A 16,120-nucleotide genomic window follows, 5' to 3' on the forward strand; every position below is an offset into this window, starting at 1 on the left:
TGGAATCTGTTTAAAATTTAGGACAAGGAAGAAGGGTATCTCTAAGTCTGGGTTTCCCTTGATTTTTGTCGGGAAGAACAAAGGAAAGACTGATCTCATGCGCACCTCCAGATTGAATACCCAACTGCGATACAGTGTAATCAAAAGAATAGCCTACGTTCATGCCAGAAGGCAGATTAACGCCCACCAGCAATACTATGGCATCGCGGTTACTTTGGTCATTGATCGGTTTGTATGGCAATCCTCTATACCATAGGCCCAAAACCAAGGGCTCCAAATAGAGATATGTACCTACATCCAATTGTTCAAAAGGCCCCTGCCTCTTGTAGTTTAGTGTAGGTGTAATCGATCTCTGCCTCCTCATGTGGGTATAATCTCCTCGGTAACCTCCCGTTCCCAAAGATATTCTGTAACCGGTATGTACCGAAAACTTTGTTGGCAGATTACTTACACCATCCAAAAACGATTGGTTAGGCTGATTGACATGGTGTGCTGAGGCTCCAAACCAGAAATTATTGGTAAAGACCAAACCACCAAAGGACAAAGACAACATATTGACAGGTTCACCCAAGCCACTGAGATCACCTCCAGGCAAAGGTTCAGAAAAGGGGTCTGCTGGATTAATTTGATTGGCAAAGATCAGGTTTTCAAAAAAGCCTATGTCCCTCCTTATATAGGATGCTTGGAATCCAGGTCTAAAATAAATCCCTTCTCCCAAACGTAGTTCATAAGAATAGAGCCCTGAAACGGTAACAGATCTTAGTCCCGCAGCACCTTCCACATCATTCATGATCATGAATCCTACCCCACTGTTGTATTTATCCAAAAAAGTGTCAAAATAGGCGGAAAAAGTAGTGAATTGGGTATCGATTCCAGGCCACTGATTCCTATAGTTGGCACCTACCCTACCCTGTAATTCCGACCCTGCGAAGGCAGGGTTTAGGTATAAAGGGGCGGCATAAAACTGGCTATACTGTGGATCCTGGGCCAATGACTCTTGTATCCATGAGAACATCAAGGTCAGAAAAAAAAGAATATGTAAATAAGACCTAAACAAAATATTCTGCGTTTATTTGAAGTACTGATAAATTTGTAAACTATCAGTCACCCGAGGTGTTTCACCTAGTAGGCGGTAAATTATGAAAATGAACCTTATTAACATAAAGTTTTGCCTGATTTTTATTTTAGTAGTTTCACTAATCTGCTTTTTATCCATCCAAAAGGGCTTTTCCCAAGGATTCAATAACAACGAATGGATTTTCGGATATTGTGGTGCAAATGAAGAAAATAATTATCTGTCTTTTGGAAAAGATGGAGAGGCCAAAGTAGCTTCTATTCCTGGAAATATCCCACTGGAAAGAGGCAACGTTGCCATAGCCATTGACCCTATCTCAGGAGAAATTTTGTTTTATACCAATGGAGAATTGGCGTTTAATTTCTACAACAATCCTTTGCAAGGGGTCGCAGGAGCTGGGCTTGGAGGTGATGCAGATGGCCGGCAAACGGTAGGTATCTCTTCTTTTGATTATCAGCCTGAAGAAGGAGGCAATAAGCTTTTTTACATCTTTTACCTTACCCCTGGTGGTCAGTTAAATTATTCGGTCATCGATATGAATGATCAGGGAGGCGCTCCGGCCAATGGGCCTCCGGGAGGCGCTGTGACAGGCGGAGGCACCATTGGGCCCGCAAGCGGGGCAGTTGTGGTGGTAAGTTCGCCTCAATCCCCTTCTTTTCTCATTAGCTTTGATAACGGCAACCTGATCTCGAGAAGAATAGAAAATACGGAAGGTGATTTTACAGAAACAGATCAAGCCAACATAACAGGTACGCCAAAGGCCATCATTTTTGATGAAGAAAACCAAAAATTGCTCATTATTCCTGAAGGTCCCAATCAAGACATTATAGTAGTGGATTATAATTCTGCCAACGGAACATTTGGCGCAGTTTCCTCCATTTCTCAAAGTGGAGGCTCAGATCCTATAGAAGGGGTATCCTACTCGCCTGATGGCGATTTTATCTATTTTTCGAGAGGAGATCAATTGTTCCGGATACCTGCCGATGATTTGGATGCCGCACCGGTCGCTATGCCTACTGACAATCCCTCCCGGATTTTTGACATCAAGGTAGGGCCTGACGGAAGCCTGTACTATATCTATGAGGAAACTCTAGGCGGTCCCCAACTGATTGGAAGAGTCACAAATCCGGACGAGGAATTGCTGGAAGATCTGGAAATTGAAGAAGACCCTTTTGATGGAGCTGATTTTTGTGGAACCATTTTCCCGAGTTTTGCCCCAAATCAAGACCTTGATCCAACTGTAGATTTTACCTGGACACCAGCTAATCCATGTACCAACAATCCGCTACAGCTGATCAGCGAAATCACACCTGCCAATTACACCCCCGAAAGCTACGAGTGGTCTTTTACCCCACCTTTAGTGGATGAAGATGGCCAAGAAGTGGATATGGATTTCAACCAACAACATCTGCTTATCCCAGCAGAAGCCACCACTCAACAGAGTATTTCTGTAACCTTGACGGTTAAATTTGCTGATGGACAGGAATTGTCCATTCCAAAAGTTATCAATTTTCAGGAAAACCAACTTCAAGCACAATTTACTGCACAAGACACCACTGTTTGCGATGGGCCTGGTTGCCTTATAGATATCGGTGCACTACTTGAAGTGAGTCAACAAGGTGGACAGGGTGGGCAACCAGGTCAACCGGGACAGCCGGGAATACCTGGGCAACCGGGACAGCCAGGTCAAGGTCAACAAGGAAATTATGAATACTTTTGGTCCAATCTACCTGATAAGGGTTGGACTACTGATACCGAAAACTGCGTCAGCTTACCGGGAGCCTACTGGGTTTTGGTTCGTGAGCCGGGTGCAGAATGCTACGTATATGCAAGTATGCGAGTAAAAATCTGGGATCTGGAGGACAGAGCCAACAACATATGGTATTTTGGTGATGGGGCGGGCTTAGACTTTAACCCTGACCCGAATAATCCAGATGGTCCTGTACCAAGGCCTGTCGGCCACAATCAAAACATTCCTGCTGGTACCACCACCATTTCAGACGAAGCAGGGCAGGTTTTATTCTTCACGGATGGGTCCACGGTTTGGGACCTTAGCGGCAATGTCATGCCGAATGGGGATAACATAGGTGGTGATAATAATGCCTCTCAGAGTGTCATAGGTGTGCCAGTGCCCAGAGACGAAACCTTATTTTATCTGTTTACCACCCAATCCACAGGAGCAGGGTCAAACCAGGTCAAATTCTCACTTGTAGACATCAAAGGGAGTACCCAAAATCCAGGAGTAGGCAATGTGTTGACCAAAGACAATCTGCTTTTCAGTCCTTCTACAGAACATTCCGCCGCAGTGGAGTCGGGAGATACAACTTGGGTGGTGTTTCATGAATTGGGCAACAATACCTTTAGGGCTTATCCAGTCAGTGAAGCTGGCCTAGGACTTCCTGTATTCAGTTCTGTGGGAAGTAACCATACCTTCAGCTCAGGGTCAGGAGCGATGAAATTCAGTTCAGATGGAAACCGACTTGCTGTGACCATCAACGACGGCAATTGTAATCGGGTGGAAATATTTGATTTTGATCAAGGTACCGGAAGGTTGACAGAATATGCCCTCTTAGATTTGGGTTGTGATGGAGATTTGTATGGACTGGAGTTTTCTGATGATGGGAATCGGATATTTGTTTCCTACAGAGGAGGAGGTTCTAGGGTAGAAGAAATTTTTATCGGTGGAAATGAACGGACTGATACTTCCGATCCCGATAACCCAGTGACGACTACCTGCCCGACTTGCTTTGAAAATGCCGAAGACCAGTCCGCCATAGAGCAATGTATCCTGCAAAACAGGAATGTGGTTCCCAATACCCAAGGACTCAACTTGGGTGCTGTCCAGATCGGTCCTGATGGGCAAATATATGTGGCAGTGGTTGGCTCCAATCAGATCGGACAAATCCTAGTGGGTGCTGAATGTAATACCAGTACTTTCAACCAAGATGGGGTGGAGACCATGCCCGGCACTTCCAATCTTGGCCTACCTTCCTTTGTTCAGAATTCTGGCAGCAGCATTCCTGACCCATCCCTTTCAGGACCTGACCAGATTTGTTTGGACCCGGTAGAAGGAGCCTTTGGTCAATTTGAAGGTGGAGGTGAACCTGATATCGACAGCTATTTTTGGACCATTTTAGATGATTCAGGAGTAGAGGTTTTTTCTACCGGCGGCCCAGGTGAAAATTTTCAAACCTTGGAATATATTTTTGAAGAAGACGGGTTTTTCACAGTGAATTTAGAAGTAGACCGATGTGGTACACCATGGGAGGAAACCTTTAGCTTAAGGGTGGAGGTCATAGCTGCACCGATTATCGACTTGCCTGATAATGTCGTATTCTGTGCTGATGAACCTTATACCCTTACTGCGGTTGATCCTGATGACCCTTATTTTGATGAGTACATCTTTGAATGGAGGAATGCTGCTGGAGAGTTATTGGGGGAGGAAAACGACTTGGAAATCACTGAAGAAAGCATTTATACCGTAGTCGTTTCTTTTGCTCCTCCAGAGGGGGTGGATCCAGATGCGTTTTTTGGCTGTTCATCCACTGCATCTGTTTTTGCAGGTCCTGCTTTTGATTTTGAATTGACTCAAACTGCCGATAGGGCATGTTTTGAAGAGTTTTTCGTCACCTTCGCACCTGATACACCGATTACAGGACAGTGGTTTGTTCAAAAAGAAGGGGACGCCCAGAGAACCTCTCTGGGGGAATTCTTTGAATTGGAAATTGATGTCAGGGATCTGGATGGACCTGGTTTTTACGAATTTACCTTTATTGGAGAGGATCCCATTCTACCGGGCTGTCAGGTTGAAAAATCAGTGGATTTTGAAGTTTTGCCCTTGGCCAATTTCACTTTGGAAACAGTAACTGATGCCACGGATTGCAATACTCCAGATGGCAGTTTCCAAATCACCATGCTGACCGATGCCCAAAATGTCCTGGTCTTGGAAACGGATTTTGAAATTGACGGAAACATCGCTCAAGGCGAGGTAATTCTGGTTGAAAACTTATTGCCTGGAATTTATACCGTAAGAGCCACCAGAGATGGCTGTAGCTTTACTCAAACTGTAGCGATTGCCAATTTAAATCCTCCAGATGATTTCTTATTTGAGGTATATGCAACCCCGGAAACCTGTGACGACCTAGGGGTCAGTGACGGAAGCATAGTCATTGATTTCTTGGGTGTACCGCAATCCGGTAGTTTCACCATCACTCGAGAAGAAAACGGGGTCCAAACCGGAGGTCCTTTTACAGACCAAGTTCTGGTTACTATCCCTGTGAGAGACGGTACCTATGCCATAGAAATCAGTGATTCCACAGACCCAAATGTAGAAGGGTGCATCGTTCCTTTTCTGGATAAATTGGAAGTAGGTAACGTTTCTGTGGTGAATTTCTCTGTGCGGGAAGAGGTAACGGCCTGCGAAGCTTTTGTTTTCAGACCCCAAACCAATGAAGACTTGGTCTTCACCATTACTTCACCCAACGGTCAGGTAATTCAGGAAGATGCTGAGGGCAACTTTACACTTACCCAATCAGGCACATACACTGTCTTGGGCGAGGATGTGAATGATATCAATTGTCCAGATACCCAGGAATTTAACCTTACTGTGGTAGAACCAGTCCCTTTTACTTTATCCGAGCCTATCGTCGATTGTGACAGTGGAATTCGCTTCGAAGCCATTCTTCCTTCAAACAATCCCAACGAAGTGGTCTTTTTATGGAAAAATGAAAATGGCAACATAGTGGGAACTGAACAAAGCTTTATCCCACCCAATGAAGGTGGTTCTTTCTCTTTGGAAGTTCAATTGAATACAGCATCAGACTGCTCATTGGCTCCTATCGTTTTTGAGGCTCCTTCTTTTGTAGCCAATGTCCCCGTTGAACTGAACGCCCTTCCATTCTGTATAGACGATGTCTTTACTACCATAAGTATTGAGGCTGATTTGATAGACGTTGGCCGCATTGAATGGTATGTCATCGAAAATGGCCAGCCCATTTTATTGACGCAGTATACTGATTTTGAAGAAATTACGGTGACTGAAAATGGACTATACGAGGTCGTACTGATCAATAATTATGATTGTCCGGTAGGAAGTGACCGTGCTCAGGTCACCAAATCCTTTACTGAAGCACCTATCCTTGCTGAAAGTTATACCATTTGCGCCATAGAAAATGTAGTAGAGGTACTTAATCCGGGTAATTTTGATGAATATGAATGGATATTGGATGATGAGGTGGTCAGCACCGATGCTGTTTTCACACCTACTTTACCCGGAACGTATGAGTTGATCGTAAGGGATGTCTTGGGTTGTGAGTTTGTTTTGGAATTTGTCATCATTGAAGATTGTGAATTGAAAATTACTTTTCCCAATGCGATGGAAATCAACAATCCAAACAAAAATTTTATCGTCTTTGCCAATGAATACATCAATGAAATAGAGGTGTTTATTTTCAATCGATGGGGGGAATTGATCTTCTTCTGCGAACATCAAAATATAGAACCAGGTACGTCTTTCTGCCCTTGGGATGGTACTGTAGTAGGAAAAGCGGTTCCTATCGGAACATATCCGGTAGTCGTGAGGTTTAAGAGTAACAATCAAAACATTGAAAGAACTTTAAGAAAAAGCATTTTAGTACTGGAATAAACATGATAACCTTAATTTCACCCTCCAAAACCCTAGACTTAAGCAGTACAGAACTATCTCTTGCCACTGAACCTGACTTTAAAACCAACATCAACGAGCTTGTTCGGATCATGAAACAAAAATCCGCTTCTGATCTTCAGGACCTGATGGACATCAGTGAAAACCTGGCTGAACTCAATAGGAAAAGATACAAACAATTCAAGAAAACTTTTAACCAAGACAATTCCAAACAAGCCTTACTGGCTTTCAAAGGCGATGTGTATACCAGCATGGATGTAGACAATTATAGCGCATCAGAATTCGATTTTGCTCAGGAACACCTGCGCATCTTATCCGGATTATACGGTCTTTTGAAACCGATGGACTTGATTCAGCCCTACCGGTTGGAAATGGGAATTAAGCTGGAAACAAAAAAAGGTAAAAACCTGTACGAATATTGGGGAAGTAAAATTGCCAGAGCCATCAATAAAGTGGCAGAGGGGAGCCCCATTATCAATCTGGCCTCTCAAGAATATTTCAAAGCGGTGGACCAAAAGGCCCTAAAATCTGAAATTTTCACGCCAACTTTCAAAGAATTCAAAAACGGCAAATACATGATCATAGGTATTTTTGCCAAACAGGCCCGGGGCATGATGGCAGATTACATCATAAAAAATAAAATTGATGAGCCAGAATCACTTAAATTGTTCCAGTCCTCGGGATATGAGTTTTCTGATAGGCTAAGCAAGGAAAAGGAATGGGTTTTTGTAAGGTAAGTGTTCATTTTGGACAGCTTTGAGGGTTATTTTTTTCGCCAATTGAGCAAACCATACCAATAACACAAAATTTCTGTGTCTATCATAAATGGCTTTTCAAATTTGAATGATTTTTATATTTTGTGAAATATTTGATTATATTTCAATGTCATCTACAAATTTTATCCCATCAACCCATTAAAACCTATGAACACACCCACAACAAAAAGAAATGTATTGTTTAATGCCAGCTGTTTGGCCCTGATTGTCACTGCCATGACATTTGGCGTTAGGGCAAGTTTGGAAGGCGTCCTTGAAACGGATTTTCAGTTGAGCATGACGGATATCGGTTTGGTATTCGCACCCGCTTTTTGGGGCTTCACTCTTGCAATGGTTATAGGAGGCCCTTTGGTTGATTATTTTGGACTCAAAAAGATCATTTGGATAGCTTTTTTCTTCCATTTTGTAGGTATAGTTCTTACCATGTTTGCAACAGAATTTTACCTGTTTTTTGCAGGTACCTTATTTATTGGTATCGGAAATGGTACTGTAGAAGCTGCATGTAATCCTTTGGTTGCAAGTCTTTATCCCGAAAACAAAACCAAAATGCTTAACCGATTCCACCTGTGGTTTCCAGGAGGAATTGTGATTGGGGCCGTTTTGGGTTACCTTATTTTGGATGTTCTGGCCCTGCCCTGGCAAGTACTTGTTGCCTGTTTGTTCGTGCCTTTGTTCATTTATGGTTTTCTGTTTTTCGGGAAAACACTCCCAAGAACAGAGCGTGTGGAAATGGGCGTTTCGGACAAGGATATGTGGAAAGCCGTGATCTCCCCTTTGTTTTTGCTGATGGCATTCTGTATGCTGCTCTCCGCATCCACTGAGTTGGGAACCAACCAAAGAATTGATACCTTACTCAAAGACACCGGTGTATCTGGACTGCTAGTTTTGGCCTTTATCAATGGCATCATGGCCATAGGAAGATTAAATGCAGGTCCTGTTGTCAAAAGATTGGACACCACAGGCATGTTGCTTTTTTCAGCCATTTTTAGCTGTTTGGGCTTGCTGTGGCTAAGCAATGCAAGCGGAACCACCGTCTTTGCGGCGGCTTTTGTTTTTGCCATCGGTATCTGCTATTTCTGGCCAACCATGCTTGGATTTGTGGCAGAACGCATTCCGGAAAGTGGAGCCCTTGGCTTATCCTTAATGGGTGGTTTAGGCATGTTTTCAGTTTCGATTATTCTCCCAGTGATGGGTAAATTCATGGATACTGAAGGTAGTGGTGCTTCTACCTTGGCTTATGTTGCCATCCTCCCTGCCATCTTAACGGTCATATTCTTTTTCCTTTTCCTTAAATTCAGAGGAAAGAAAATTGACAGGACCACCCAGCCTCTGGAGGTACATTAACATGTACTGAATAAAATTGTCTGATTTCACGGAATTATTGCCAAAAATATGGCCTCTGCAAAAAGAAGGTATTGATAAAAAAAGCGTTCTGCACAAGACAGAACGCTTTTTTTATTCATTATCCTCTGCCCAAAGCCCGGTTTTCCTTTTTCTGGCTCTTCTCTCCAGTTTCAAAAAGGTATCTGCATGGCGCACATTTGGAGGAATGGTGAGTATGGTCGCATAGCCGTTTTCCAACAAAGCAGCATTGATAAATGTCCCATCTTCTAAATAGGCATAGGCCAAAATTCTTCTGTAACGGTCATATTTCCCCACATCATATTCCAATTTGATCGTCTTTCCAGCTATCAATGACTTTAAAAATTCTGTGGATTCAGCAGCATAATATCCTTTTTGTTTGTGTTGGGAATCTCTTAACTCCGGAGCATCAAGACCAATCAAACGAACCTTTTCCCTTTCTCCATTCGAAAAAGTTACCCAAAAAGTATCCCCATCGATCACCTTTCCAACCTTAACCCTATTGGAATCAAGTTCAACAGGTGGTGGATTGTAAGACCAGTAGAACGCAAAAATCAGGATGGCAACACTTACATATATACCGGTTTTGGATTTTAAGCGAGTCATGCATCAATCTGTTTTCGGATTTAAAAAAGTACTTGATTTCTTGTCCATAAATCAAACACCAGAGGGTTATCCACAAAAAAATAGTACCGTGCTACTTTTTTGTGGATAACATACATTGATGTTAAGGTTCCAAAGCTTTAACTCCCGGTAGGTTTTTTCCTTCCATCAGTTCTAGCAGGGCTCCTCCACCCGTAGAGACGAATGAGAACTTGTCCCCATAGCCAAATTTGTTGACAGCTGCTGCGGAATCACCACCGCCTATCATAGAGAAAGCCCCATTTTCGGTCGCTTCAATCAGGGCCTCAGCAACGGCTTTGGTTCCTTCTTCAAAGCTGCTCATTTCAAATACACCCATTGGGCCATTCCACAAAATGGTCTTCGACTTTTTGATTACATCAGCAAAGTTTTTCCTCGTTTCTGGTCCGATATCAAGTCCCATCCAGCCATCAGGTATTTCACCGTTTTTGGCTGTATCCTGTTCGGCATCATTAGCAAAAGCCTTGGAAATTACGGTATCTACAGGCAGATAAAGGCTTACCCCTTTGGTCTTGGCTTTGTCCATCAGGCCCATGACAAAATCAAGTTTATCTTCTTCGCAAAGGGAATCACCAATTTCTCCACCCAAGGCTTTGGCAAAGGTGTACGACATGCCACCTCCTATGATAAGGTTATCCACTTTGTCTAACAGTCTTTCGATGATTTGAATTTTGTCTGAAATTTTAGCTCCTCCCATAATGGCCGTATAGGGTCTTTCTGGATCTTCCATCACTTTGTCAGCATTTTCCAGTTCGGAAAGCATAAGATATCCACAAACCTTGTCATTGAAAAACTGGGCGATTACAGCAGTGGAAGCATGTGCCCTATGTGCTGTACCAAAAGCATCATTGACATAAATATCCCCCATGGAGGCCAGTTTTCCGGCAAATGCCTGATCCCCTTTTTCTTCTTCTTTGTAGAAACGGAGGTTTTCCAACAAGAGCACTTCTCCAGGCTTAAGGCCGGAAGCAAGTTGAATGGCTTCTGTACCGATACAATCAGAAGCAAATTTCACGGAGACACCTAGGGCTTTATTCAAGGAGGTAACGATATGCCTTAGGGAAAATTTGTCCTCAGGACCTGACTTTGGTCTACCCAAATGGGACATCAATATGGCAGACCCTCCATCTGAAATGATTTTTTCAATTGTCGGAATGGCTGAGGTAATCCGTGTATCATCTGATACATTTCCTTGGTCGTCCAATGGGACATTGAAATCTACCCTTACCAGTGCCTTTTTTCCTGAAAAGCTTAGATTGTCTACTGTCTTGATCCTTTTGTTCATGGTGATAGGATTAATGGTTTATGGTTTTCAATAAAGTTTCTATATATTTTTCGGAGGCTTTTCCTAGGGCTTCCAAAACAAAGATAAGGATAATTTAGGCCTTTGCCGCCCTTCTTAGGCGATCATTAATGGCTCTACCCAGATTCCTTTCCGGTAAAACCTCCGCAAGGATAATAGAAGCTTCCGACTGATCAAGATTTCGCATGGCAGCAAACAAATTTTTAGCCGCCTCTTGAAGATCTCCCTTTTCACTGAGGGCAATTTGCAAAGAAGCTGGAACCTCAGGAAAAAAAGATTGAAATGATAACACAGCAAAGCTCCGCCCCTTTTGTAGATACTCCTCTACCATTTCAGCCAAATTACCAAGAATAAGTGGTTTTGTCGGCGCATAATGGCTTTGAAGCATCCCGGGAGTTTTAGGATTGCTGTTGGAGTATGGCATGACCGTAACTTTCCCAACTATTTTTTCTATTTCACCCAGATCCATCCCTCCCAGTCGATAAACTACAATTTGCTTTCCTTCCATACCCACAATGGTACTTTCAAGGCCGATGGTGCAAGGGCCTCCATCCAAAATATATGGTATTTTGTCACCAAGCTGATCCTGTACATGACTGGCTCTTGTCGGGCTGATGTAGCCAAAAGGATTGGCACTGGGGGCGGCCAAAGGAAAAGTAAGTTGCTGCAGTAAATCAAGGGTCAAGGGATGTTGAGGGACACGCACTGCTACCTGGTCCAATCCACTTGTGACCAAGTCGGGAATTATAGGTTGTCGTGGTAGAAGCAATGTCAGTGGTCCAGGCCAAAAAGCCGATGCCAATTCTGCCAAAGGCTCGGGAAAATCAGTCGTAAATAAATCGACCTGTTCTTTACCGGCGGTATGGACGATCAGAGGATCAAAGCTTGGTCTGTTTTTGGTTTCAAAGATTTTGGTGACTGCATCAGGGTTCAAGGCATTGCCTGCCAATCCGTAGACGGTTTCAGTAGGAATACCCACGAGCCCCCCCTGTTCCAGAATCTGTTTAGCTTTGGCAATGTCGACTCCTATTTCTGCCATGGCTTACTCCTTGCAAAATTCATCAATCCAACTTTTGGCCTCTCCAAAACCAAGACTCAGCGCTTTATTCAAATGGGCACAACCATCAATTTTTTTTTCGTCACCAAAGACACTGAGTTCCGTAACACCTAACAGGTAATAGGCTGCCCCGTTTCTAGGATCTAAATCTGTTGACCTAATCAGTGACTCCAAGGCAGCAATAGGTTCATTGTTTCCCAATTGTGCTTTACCTTTGTTGAAATGGGCTTGGGCAAAATCAGGAGTGCCCTGAAGTACAATATCAAAATCAAATATGGCATCCTCATAGGACTCCATGCCTAATAGTGCCAGACCCCTGTTGTAATAGATATCGCCTTGTTGAGGATCTAGTCCATTGGCAAAATTGTAATCCACCACCGCTTTCCCATATTCCTTTTTTTCAAGATAGGCATTGCCTCTATTGAAAAAAGGTTTGTAAGAGGTAGAATCCAATTGGATGGAGGCATTGAACGCTTCTATGGCTTTATCCCATTCTTGCATTTCAAAATAAGCCACCCCTTTGGCATTCAAAGCAGAGGTGTTTTGTGCATCCCGCTCAATAAGTCGATCAAAATAGCTGATGGATTTGGGATAATCACCACTTTCCAGTTCTTTGACCCCTTCTTGGAACAATTCCTCATCGGTGGGACTACAAGCCCCAAAAGCCATTACCAGAATAAAAATGCCTAAACAATATCTCACAGTCCAAATTTTTGACAAAGATAGGAAATCTATTGGGTCAACCGGTCCCAATCCCTTATCCTTTTGGCGTAAATATCTGGAATAGGAACAGGTTTCATTGTTTTCATGTCTACAGAAACCATAGTGGTAGCTGCTAACGCAAACACGGCAGTTTCAAACTGCTCAGTTTGACCCATGATGACTTGTTCGAGTACAAATGATGAATTTCCCAATCGTGCGCATCTGACATGGCCTTGTGGCTGATCAAAAACATGGATCGGTTTTAAAAAATCAAGGTTGATATTGGCCACCACGGTTCCAGTCTCCATGATGTCCCAACCGCATACTTGGTGTAAATATAGTGCCCTGACGTGTTCCAGATAGGCGAAGTATACGCCGTTGTTCACATGCATGTATCCATCGATGTCAGAATACCTCACTTGAATAGGGGTTGAAAATCGGAAGGCTTCAATTACTTTTTCCGGACTTATTTTTTCCATGTTAAAACACGAATTCCGATTTGCTGGTTTTTTCCAACATCCGCATCATGGACATGTTGCTAAAGGTGATGTCTTGTACGATGTCAAACGGCACCCATGCAAGGTCATTGCTTTCTTTGGACATGGATAAAGGTTCGTCGATTTCTGCTTCAATCAGAAAGCGCACATCGTAATGCAGGTGTTGCGGCACCTCATTCCTTTCAGGAATGAGATGTTTGTCAATGTCAAAAATATTGGCATCTACCAATCGAAGAGAAATCAATCCACTCTCCTCACGTGCCTCCTTCATCGCCACCTCAAGGAGATTTTCATGACCATCAGCATGCCCACCCAATTGAAGCCACCTATTCAATTTAGCGTGAAGTGTGAGCAGGGTATGGGTTCTCTTTTTGTTGACAATCCATGAAGAGGCTGTAAAGTGTCCGGCTAGGCGTTCTCTTTTAAATGCCATTTCGTCTTCGGTAAGCGCAACAAAATCATCAATAAAAACGGCTTCTTCTTCAAAAGGGGTCCGATAATTCTGCAATAAAAGTTTCAAGGTTTTTCTATCCATAAGCTATTTTATTTCTGGAACAATGCTTCAATAAATTTGTCAAAGGGCATGGCCTCTTTGTACAGATGATCAGAATACACCGTAACCAACACTTTCAAAAAGCTGGACTCATGGTTTACAGCTACTTTTTCTATGCTAATGTTCCCAAATATTTGATCAATTTTTTGGGTAAAATCTATGTTGGCTATCGGGGGCTTGAAATATTGCTTTTCGGTGATTTTGACAGCTTCAGGGATTTCCTGGATTTTTCTATCCAAACTAACCCTTTCATAACCCAAATCTAATATTCTCTGGCCAAATGCAAAGAAAAGTAAAGAAAAAGTTTCCTCAGTAAAGGGTTTGGCAAAGGAAATGGCAAATCCATTGGCATACGGGGAATTGAGGATATGTACTTCTGGTTCCCCGTTGATGTTTGCTTTTTTCAATTGGTAATTCTGATATGCCTTTTCCATCAACGACCTTCCCTCATTACCCTCAGACCAGGAAATCACTTGCTGAACGGCTGTTTCGGATTGAGTGAAATTTTCTTTATGGGATATTGCGGTTGACTTCTTGGGAAACAACTTCTCCAATAAATCATTGATAAAATCCATCTTTAATTTTTTTTGATTTTCCCATCTTGCAGTGAAACAATGAGACCTTCATCTTCCAGTGCTCTCAGGACGGAAACTGAAAAATCATCTTTGTTGATTTTCAGTTTATAAAATAATTCGCTCATTGATAACACCATACCTGACCCTAAAGTTTTCAGGATCTTTTCTTTGATAACCTTTTCCCGTTGCAATTGATTCTTTCCCTTTCTTTTTGCCAGACAATTGTCGCAGTGACCACAATCATCTTTTGCTTCCTCTCCAAAGTAATCCAGGATTAATCGCATTCTACACTGATTGGATTCATTCAGGTAGGCTATCATCACCTTGGCTCCTTTCAGGGTATTTGAGCGCCGATCGGAAATTCTATTCTGATTTAGGGGCAACTTTCCTGCATCTTGTCTGGGAGTCAAGAAGGTTATCTGAGGCTGGTCTTTTCTTTTGTGATAAGCCACCACGCCAAGATTATCGAGCTGTTCGAGTTGTTTAGTTACTTCATTTGGTTGAATACCGAGGATTTTAGCCAGTTTTTCCTCATAAATATTCAGGTACTCTGTAAACAACTCTCCACCATACGACCTGAGCATCAATTTGATGAGTGGATCTAGTTTGGCATAAGCGATCTGGATCTCATAGAGCTTGCTGTTATCTACAAGGATATGAAGTGAGGAGGGTAAAAAAAATCCCTCAGTAAGTTCCAGAAATCCTTCTTCCTGCAATACTTTGATCGCATTGTATGTCAATAGCAAGTCCAGGTCATAGGTTTCAGTAAACCGGGCGATGTCAAAATCATAGCTGCTCATCATGCTGCTGCCTACAGCTATCCTAAGGTAATTGGCGAGGCTTTGGTAAACTTTTCTGATAAAATCAATGGGTGGATAGGTTCTCTCAGCCCTTTCCATTAAAGTGATGGCATCCTGCTCATTGGCCATCAAGACAGCAAAAGCACGCTTTTCATCTCTTCCTGCCCTGCCCGATTCCTGGTAATAGTTTTCCATGTTTTCAGGAATATCTGCATGCAAAACCACCCTTACATTGCTTTTGTCTATACCCATGCCAAAGGCATTGGTTGCTACGATTACACGTACCCTTTCGGTGATCCAATCGATTTGCCTGGATTCCCGCACTGATTTATCCAATCCCGCATGATAAAAGGTGGCTTGAATACCCAATTGGTTCAGTCCTGTGGCAATGGTTTTGGTGGCTTTTCTGTTTCTTACATAGATGATGGCCGAACCTGGCACCTTTTGAAGAATTTCCACCATCTTCTCCAATTTGTTTTCCGACTGCCGAACTGCATAGGAAAGATTTTCCCTGGTAAAGGATTTGATAAAAATATTCGGGGACTTGAATTCGAGTTTTTCCAAAATGTCCTCTCGCACTTTCTGAGTCGCTGATGCGGTAAGCGCAATAAAAGGTACTTCAGGATGATACTCTCTGAGCGCTGCTATTTCAAGATATGGAGGACGAAAGTCATATCCCCACTGGGAAATACAATGGGCCTCATCAACTGCAATCAGGCTCACTTTCATTTGTTTAAAACGCTCGATGAACAATTCCGTCTTCAAGCGCTCGGGGGAAACGTACAAAAATTTATAATTCCCATAAATGCAGTTGTCAAGAGTAGTGTCAATTTCCCGTTTTCGCATGCCCGAATACACCGCTGTCGCCAGGATCATGCGCTTGCGCAGATTATCTACCTGGTCTTTCATCAAGGCAATCAATGGACTGACCACGATGCAGATTCCCTCACTCATCAAGGCCGGAACCTGAAAGCAGACCGACTTGCCGCCTCCGGTTGGCAAGAGGGCCAAGGTATCCTTTCCCTCTAATACGGAATTGACGATTTCAGCTTGCATGGGTCTGAAATCATCATATCCAAAATAATGCTTGAGTGTGTATAGGGCCTTTGTTTTCAA

The 16,120-nt window shown here is 42.9% G+C and carries 12 protein-coding genes; 3 read left to right on the forward strand and 9 right to left on the reverse strand.

The features are described from left to right. Window positions 1–10 precede the first annotated feature (10 nt). Window positions 11–1,057, reverse strand: a complete 1,047-nt coding sequence (locus tag H1A14_RS15145) for a PorP/SprF family type IX secretion system membrane protein (RefSeq protein WP_194777120.1) — start codon at window positions 1,055–1,057, stop codon at window positions 11–13. Between the two features lie 88 nt (window positions 1,058–1,145). Here H1A14_RS15145 and H1A14_RS15150 point away from each other — a divergent pair, with 88 nt between their 5' ends. From H1A14_RS15150 to H1A14_RS15160, 3 genes are all read left to right on the forward strand, one after another. Beyond that, the gene (locus tag H1A14_RS15150) at window positions 1,146–6,719 is read left to right on the forward strand and encodes a T9SS type B sorting domain-containing protein (protein ID WP_317174898.1); all 5,574 of its coding nucleotides are present in this window, start codon (window positions 1,146–1,148) and stop codon (window positions 6,717–6,719) included. A 2-nt stretch (window positions 6,720–6,721) separates the two neighbouring features. Next, window positions 6,722–7,474 (forward strand): peroxide stress protein YaaA, encoded by a 753-nt coding sequence (yaaA, locus tag H1A14_RS15155; RefSeq protein WP_194777122.1) that lies wholly within the window; start codon window positions 6,722–6,724, stop codon window positions 7,472–7,474. Between the two features lie 186 nt (window positions 7,475–7,660). Continuing rightward, on the forward strand, window positions 7,661–8,857 hold the full coding sequence (locus H1A14_RS15160) for an MFS transporter (protein WP_194777123.1): 1,197 nt from the start codon (window positions 7,661–7,663) through the stop codon (window positions 8,855–8,857). A gap of 111 nt (window positions 8,858–8,968) precedes the next feature. On the opposite strand, the gene H1A14_RS15165 is transcribed toward H1A14_RS15160, so the two are convergent. From H1A14_RS15165 to H1A14_RS15200, 8 genes are all read right to left on the reverse strand, one after another. Then, complete coding sequence (locus H1A14_RS15165; protein ID WP_194777124.1) at window positions 8,969–9,481, reverse strand: thermonuclease family protein; 513 nt, start codon at window positions 9,479–9,481, stop codon at window positions 8,969–8,971. 121 nt (window positions 9,482–9,602) lie between these two features. Then, a complete protein-coding gene (locus tag H1A14_RS15170) occupies window positions 9,603–10,802 on the reverse strand; it encodes a phosphoglycerate kinase (protein ID WP_194777125.1) in 1,200 nt (399 codons plus the stop codon). A 94-nt stretch (window positions 10,803–10,896) separates the two neighbouring features. Then, entirely contained in the window at window positions 10,897–11,859 is a 963-nt protein-coding gene (locus H1A14_RS15175) for an L-threonylcarbamoyladenylate synthase (protein WP_194777126.1), read from the reverse strand. Between the two features lie 3 nt (window positions 11,860–11,862). Then, window positions 11,863–12,579 carry a tetratricopeptide repeat protein gene (locus H1A14_RS15180; RefSeq protein ID WP_317174899.1) on the reverse strand — a complete coding sequence of 239 codons (717 nt, stop codon included), beginning with the start codon at window positions 12,577–12,579 and terminating at the stop codon, window positions 11,863–11,865. 29 nt (window positions 12,580–12,608) lie between these two features. Continuing rightward, window positions 12,609–13,058, reverse strand: coding sequence for an acyl-CoA thioesterase (locus H1A14_RS15185; protein WP_194777127.1), 450 nt, complete (start codon window positions 13,056–13,058; stop codon window positions 12,609–12,611). 1 nt (window position 13,059) lies between these two features. Beyond that, window positions 13,060–13,611 (reverse strand): NUDIX hydrolase, encoded by a 552-nt coding sequence (locus H1A14_RS15190; protein WP_194777128.1) that lies wholly within the window; start codon window positions 13,609–13,611, stop codon window positions 13,060–13,062. Window positions 13,612–13,619: 8 nt separating this feature from the next. Then, window positions 13,620–14,204 (reverse strand): hypothetical protein, encoded by a 585-nt coding sequence (locus H1A14_RS15195; protein ID WP_194777129.1) that lies wholly within the window; start codon window positions 14,202–14,204, stop codon window positions 13,620–13,622. Between the two features lie 2 nt (window positions 14,205–14,206). Beyond that, window positions 14,207–16,120, reverse strand: coding sequence for a RecQ family ATP-dependent DNA helicase (locus tag H1A14_RS15200; RefSeq protein WP_194777130.1), 1,914 nt, complete (start codon window positions 16,118–16,120; stop codon window positions 14,207–14,209).

This window comes from Pararhodonellum marinum (assembly GCF_015354735.1).
In the GTDB taxonomy this organism is placed as follows: Bacteria; Bacteroidota; Bacteroidia; order Cytophagales; family Cyclobacteriaceae; genus Pararhodonellum; species Pararhodonellum marinum.

Coding starts and splice junctions, on each gene's coding strand:
- H1A14_RS15150 (WP_317174898.1), top strand. CDS start 1,146: ATGAACCTTATTAACATAAAGTTTTGCCTGATTTTTATTTTAGTAGTT.
- yaaA (WP_194777122.1), top strand. CDS start 6,722: ATGATAACCTTAATTTCACCCTCCAAAACCCTAGACTTAAGCAGTACA.
- H1A14_RS15160 (WP_194777123.1), top strand. CDS start 7,661: ATGAACACACCCACAACAAAAAGAAATGTATTGTTTAATGCCAGCTGT.
- H1A14_RS15165 (WP_194777124.1), bottom strand. CDS start 9,481: ATGACTCGCTTAAAATCCAAAACCGGTATATATGTAAGTGTTGCCATC.
- H1A14_RS15170 (WP_194777125.1), bottom strand. CDS start 10,802: ATGAACAAAAGGATCAAGACAGTAGACAATCTAAGCTTTTCAGGAAAA.
- H1A14_RS15175 (WP_194777126.1), bottom strand. CDS start 11,859: ATGGCAGAAATAGGAGTCGACATTGCCAAAGCTAAACAGATTCTGGAA.
- H1A14_RS15185 (WP_194777127.1), bottom strand. CDS start 13,058: ATGGAAAAAATAAGTCCGGAAAAAGTAATTGAAGCCTTCCGATTTTCA.
- H1A14_RS15190 (WP_194777128.1), bottom strand. CDS start 13,611: ATGGATAGAAAAACCTTGAAACTTTTATTGCAGAATTATCGGACCCCT.
- H1A14_RS15195 (WP_194777129.1), bottom strand. CDS start 14,204: ATGGATTTTATCAATGATTTATTGGAGAAGTTGTTTCCCAAGAAGTCA.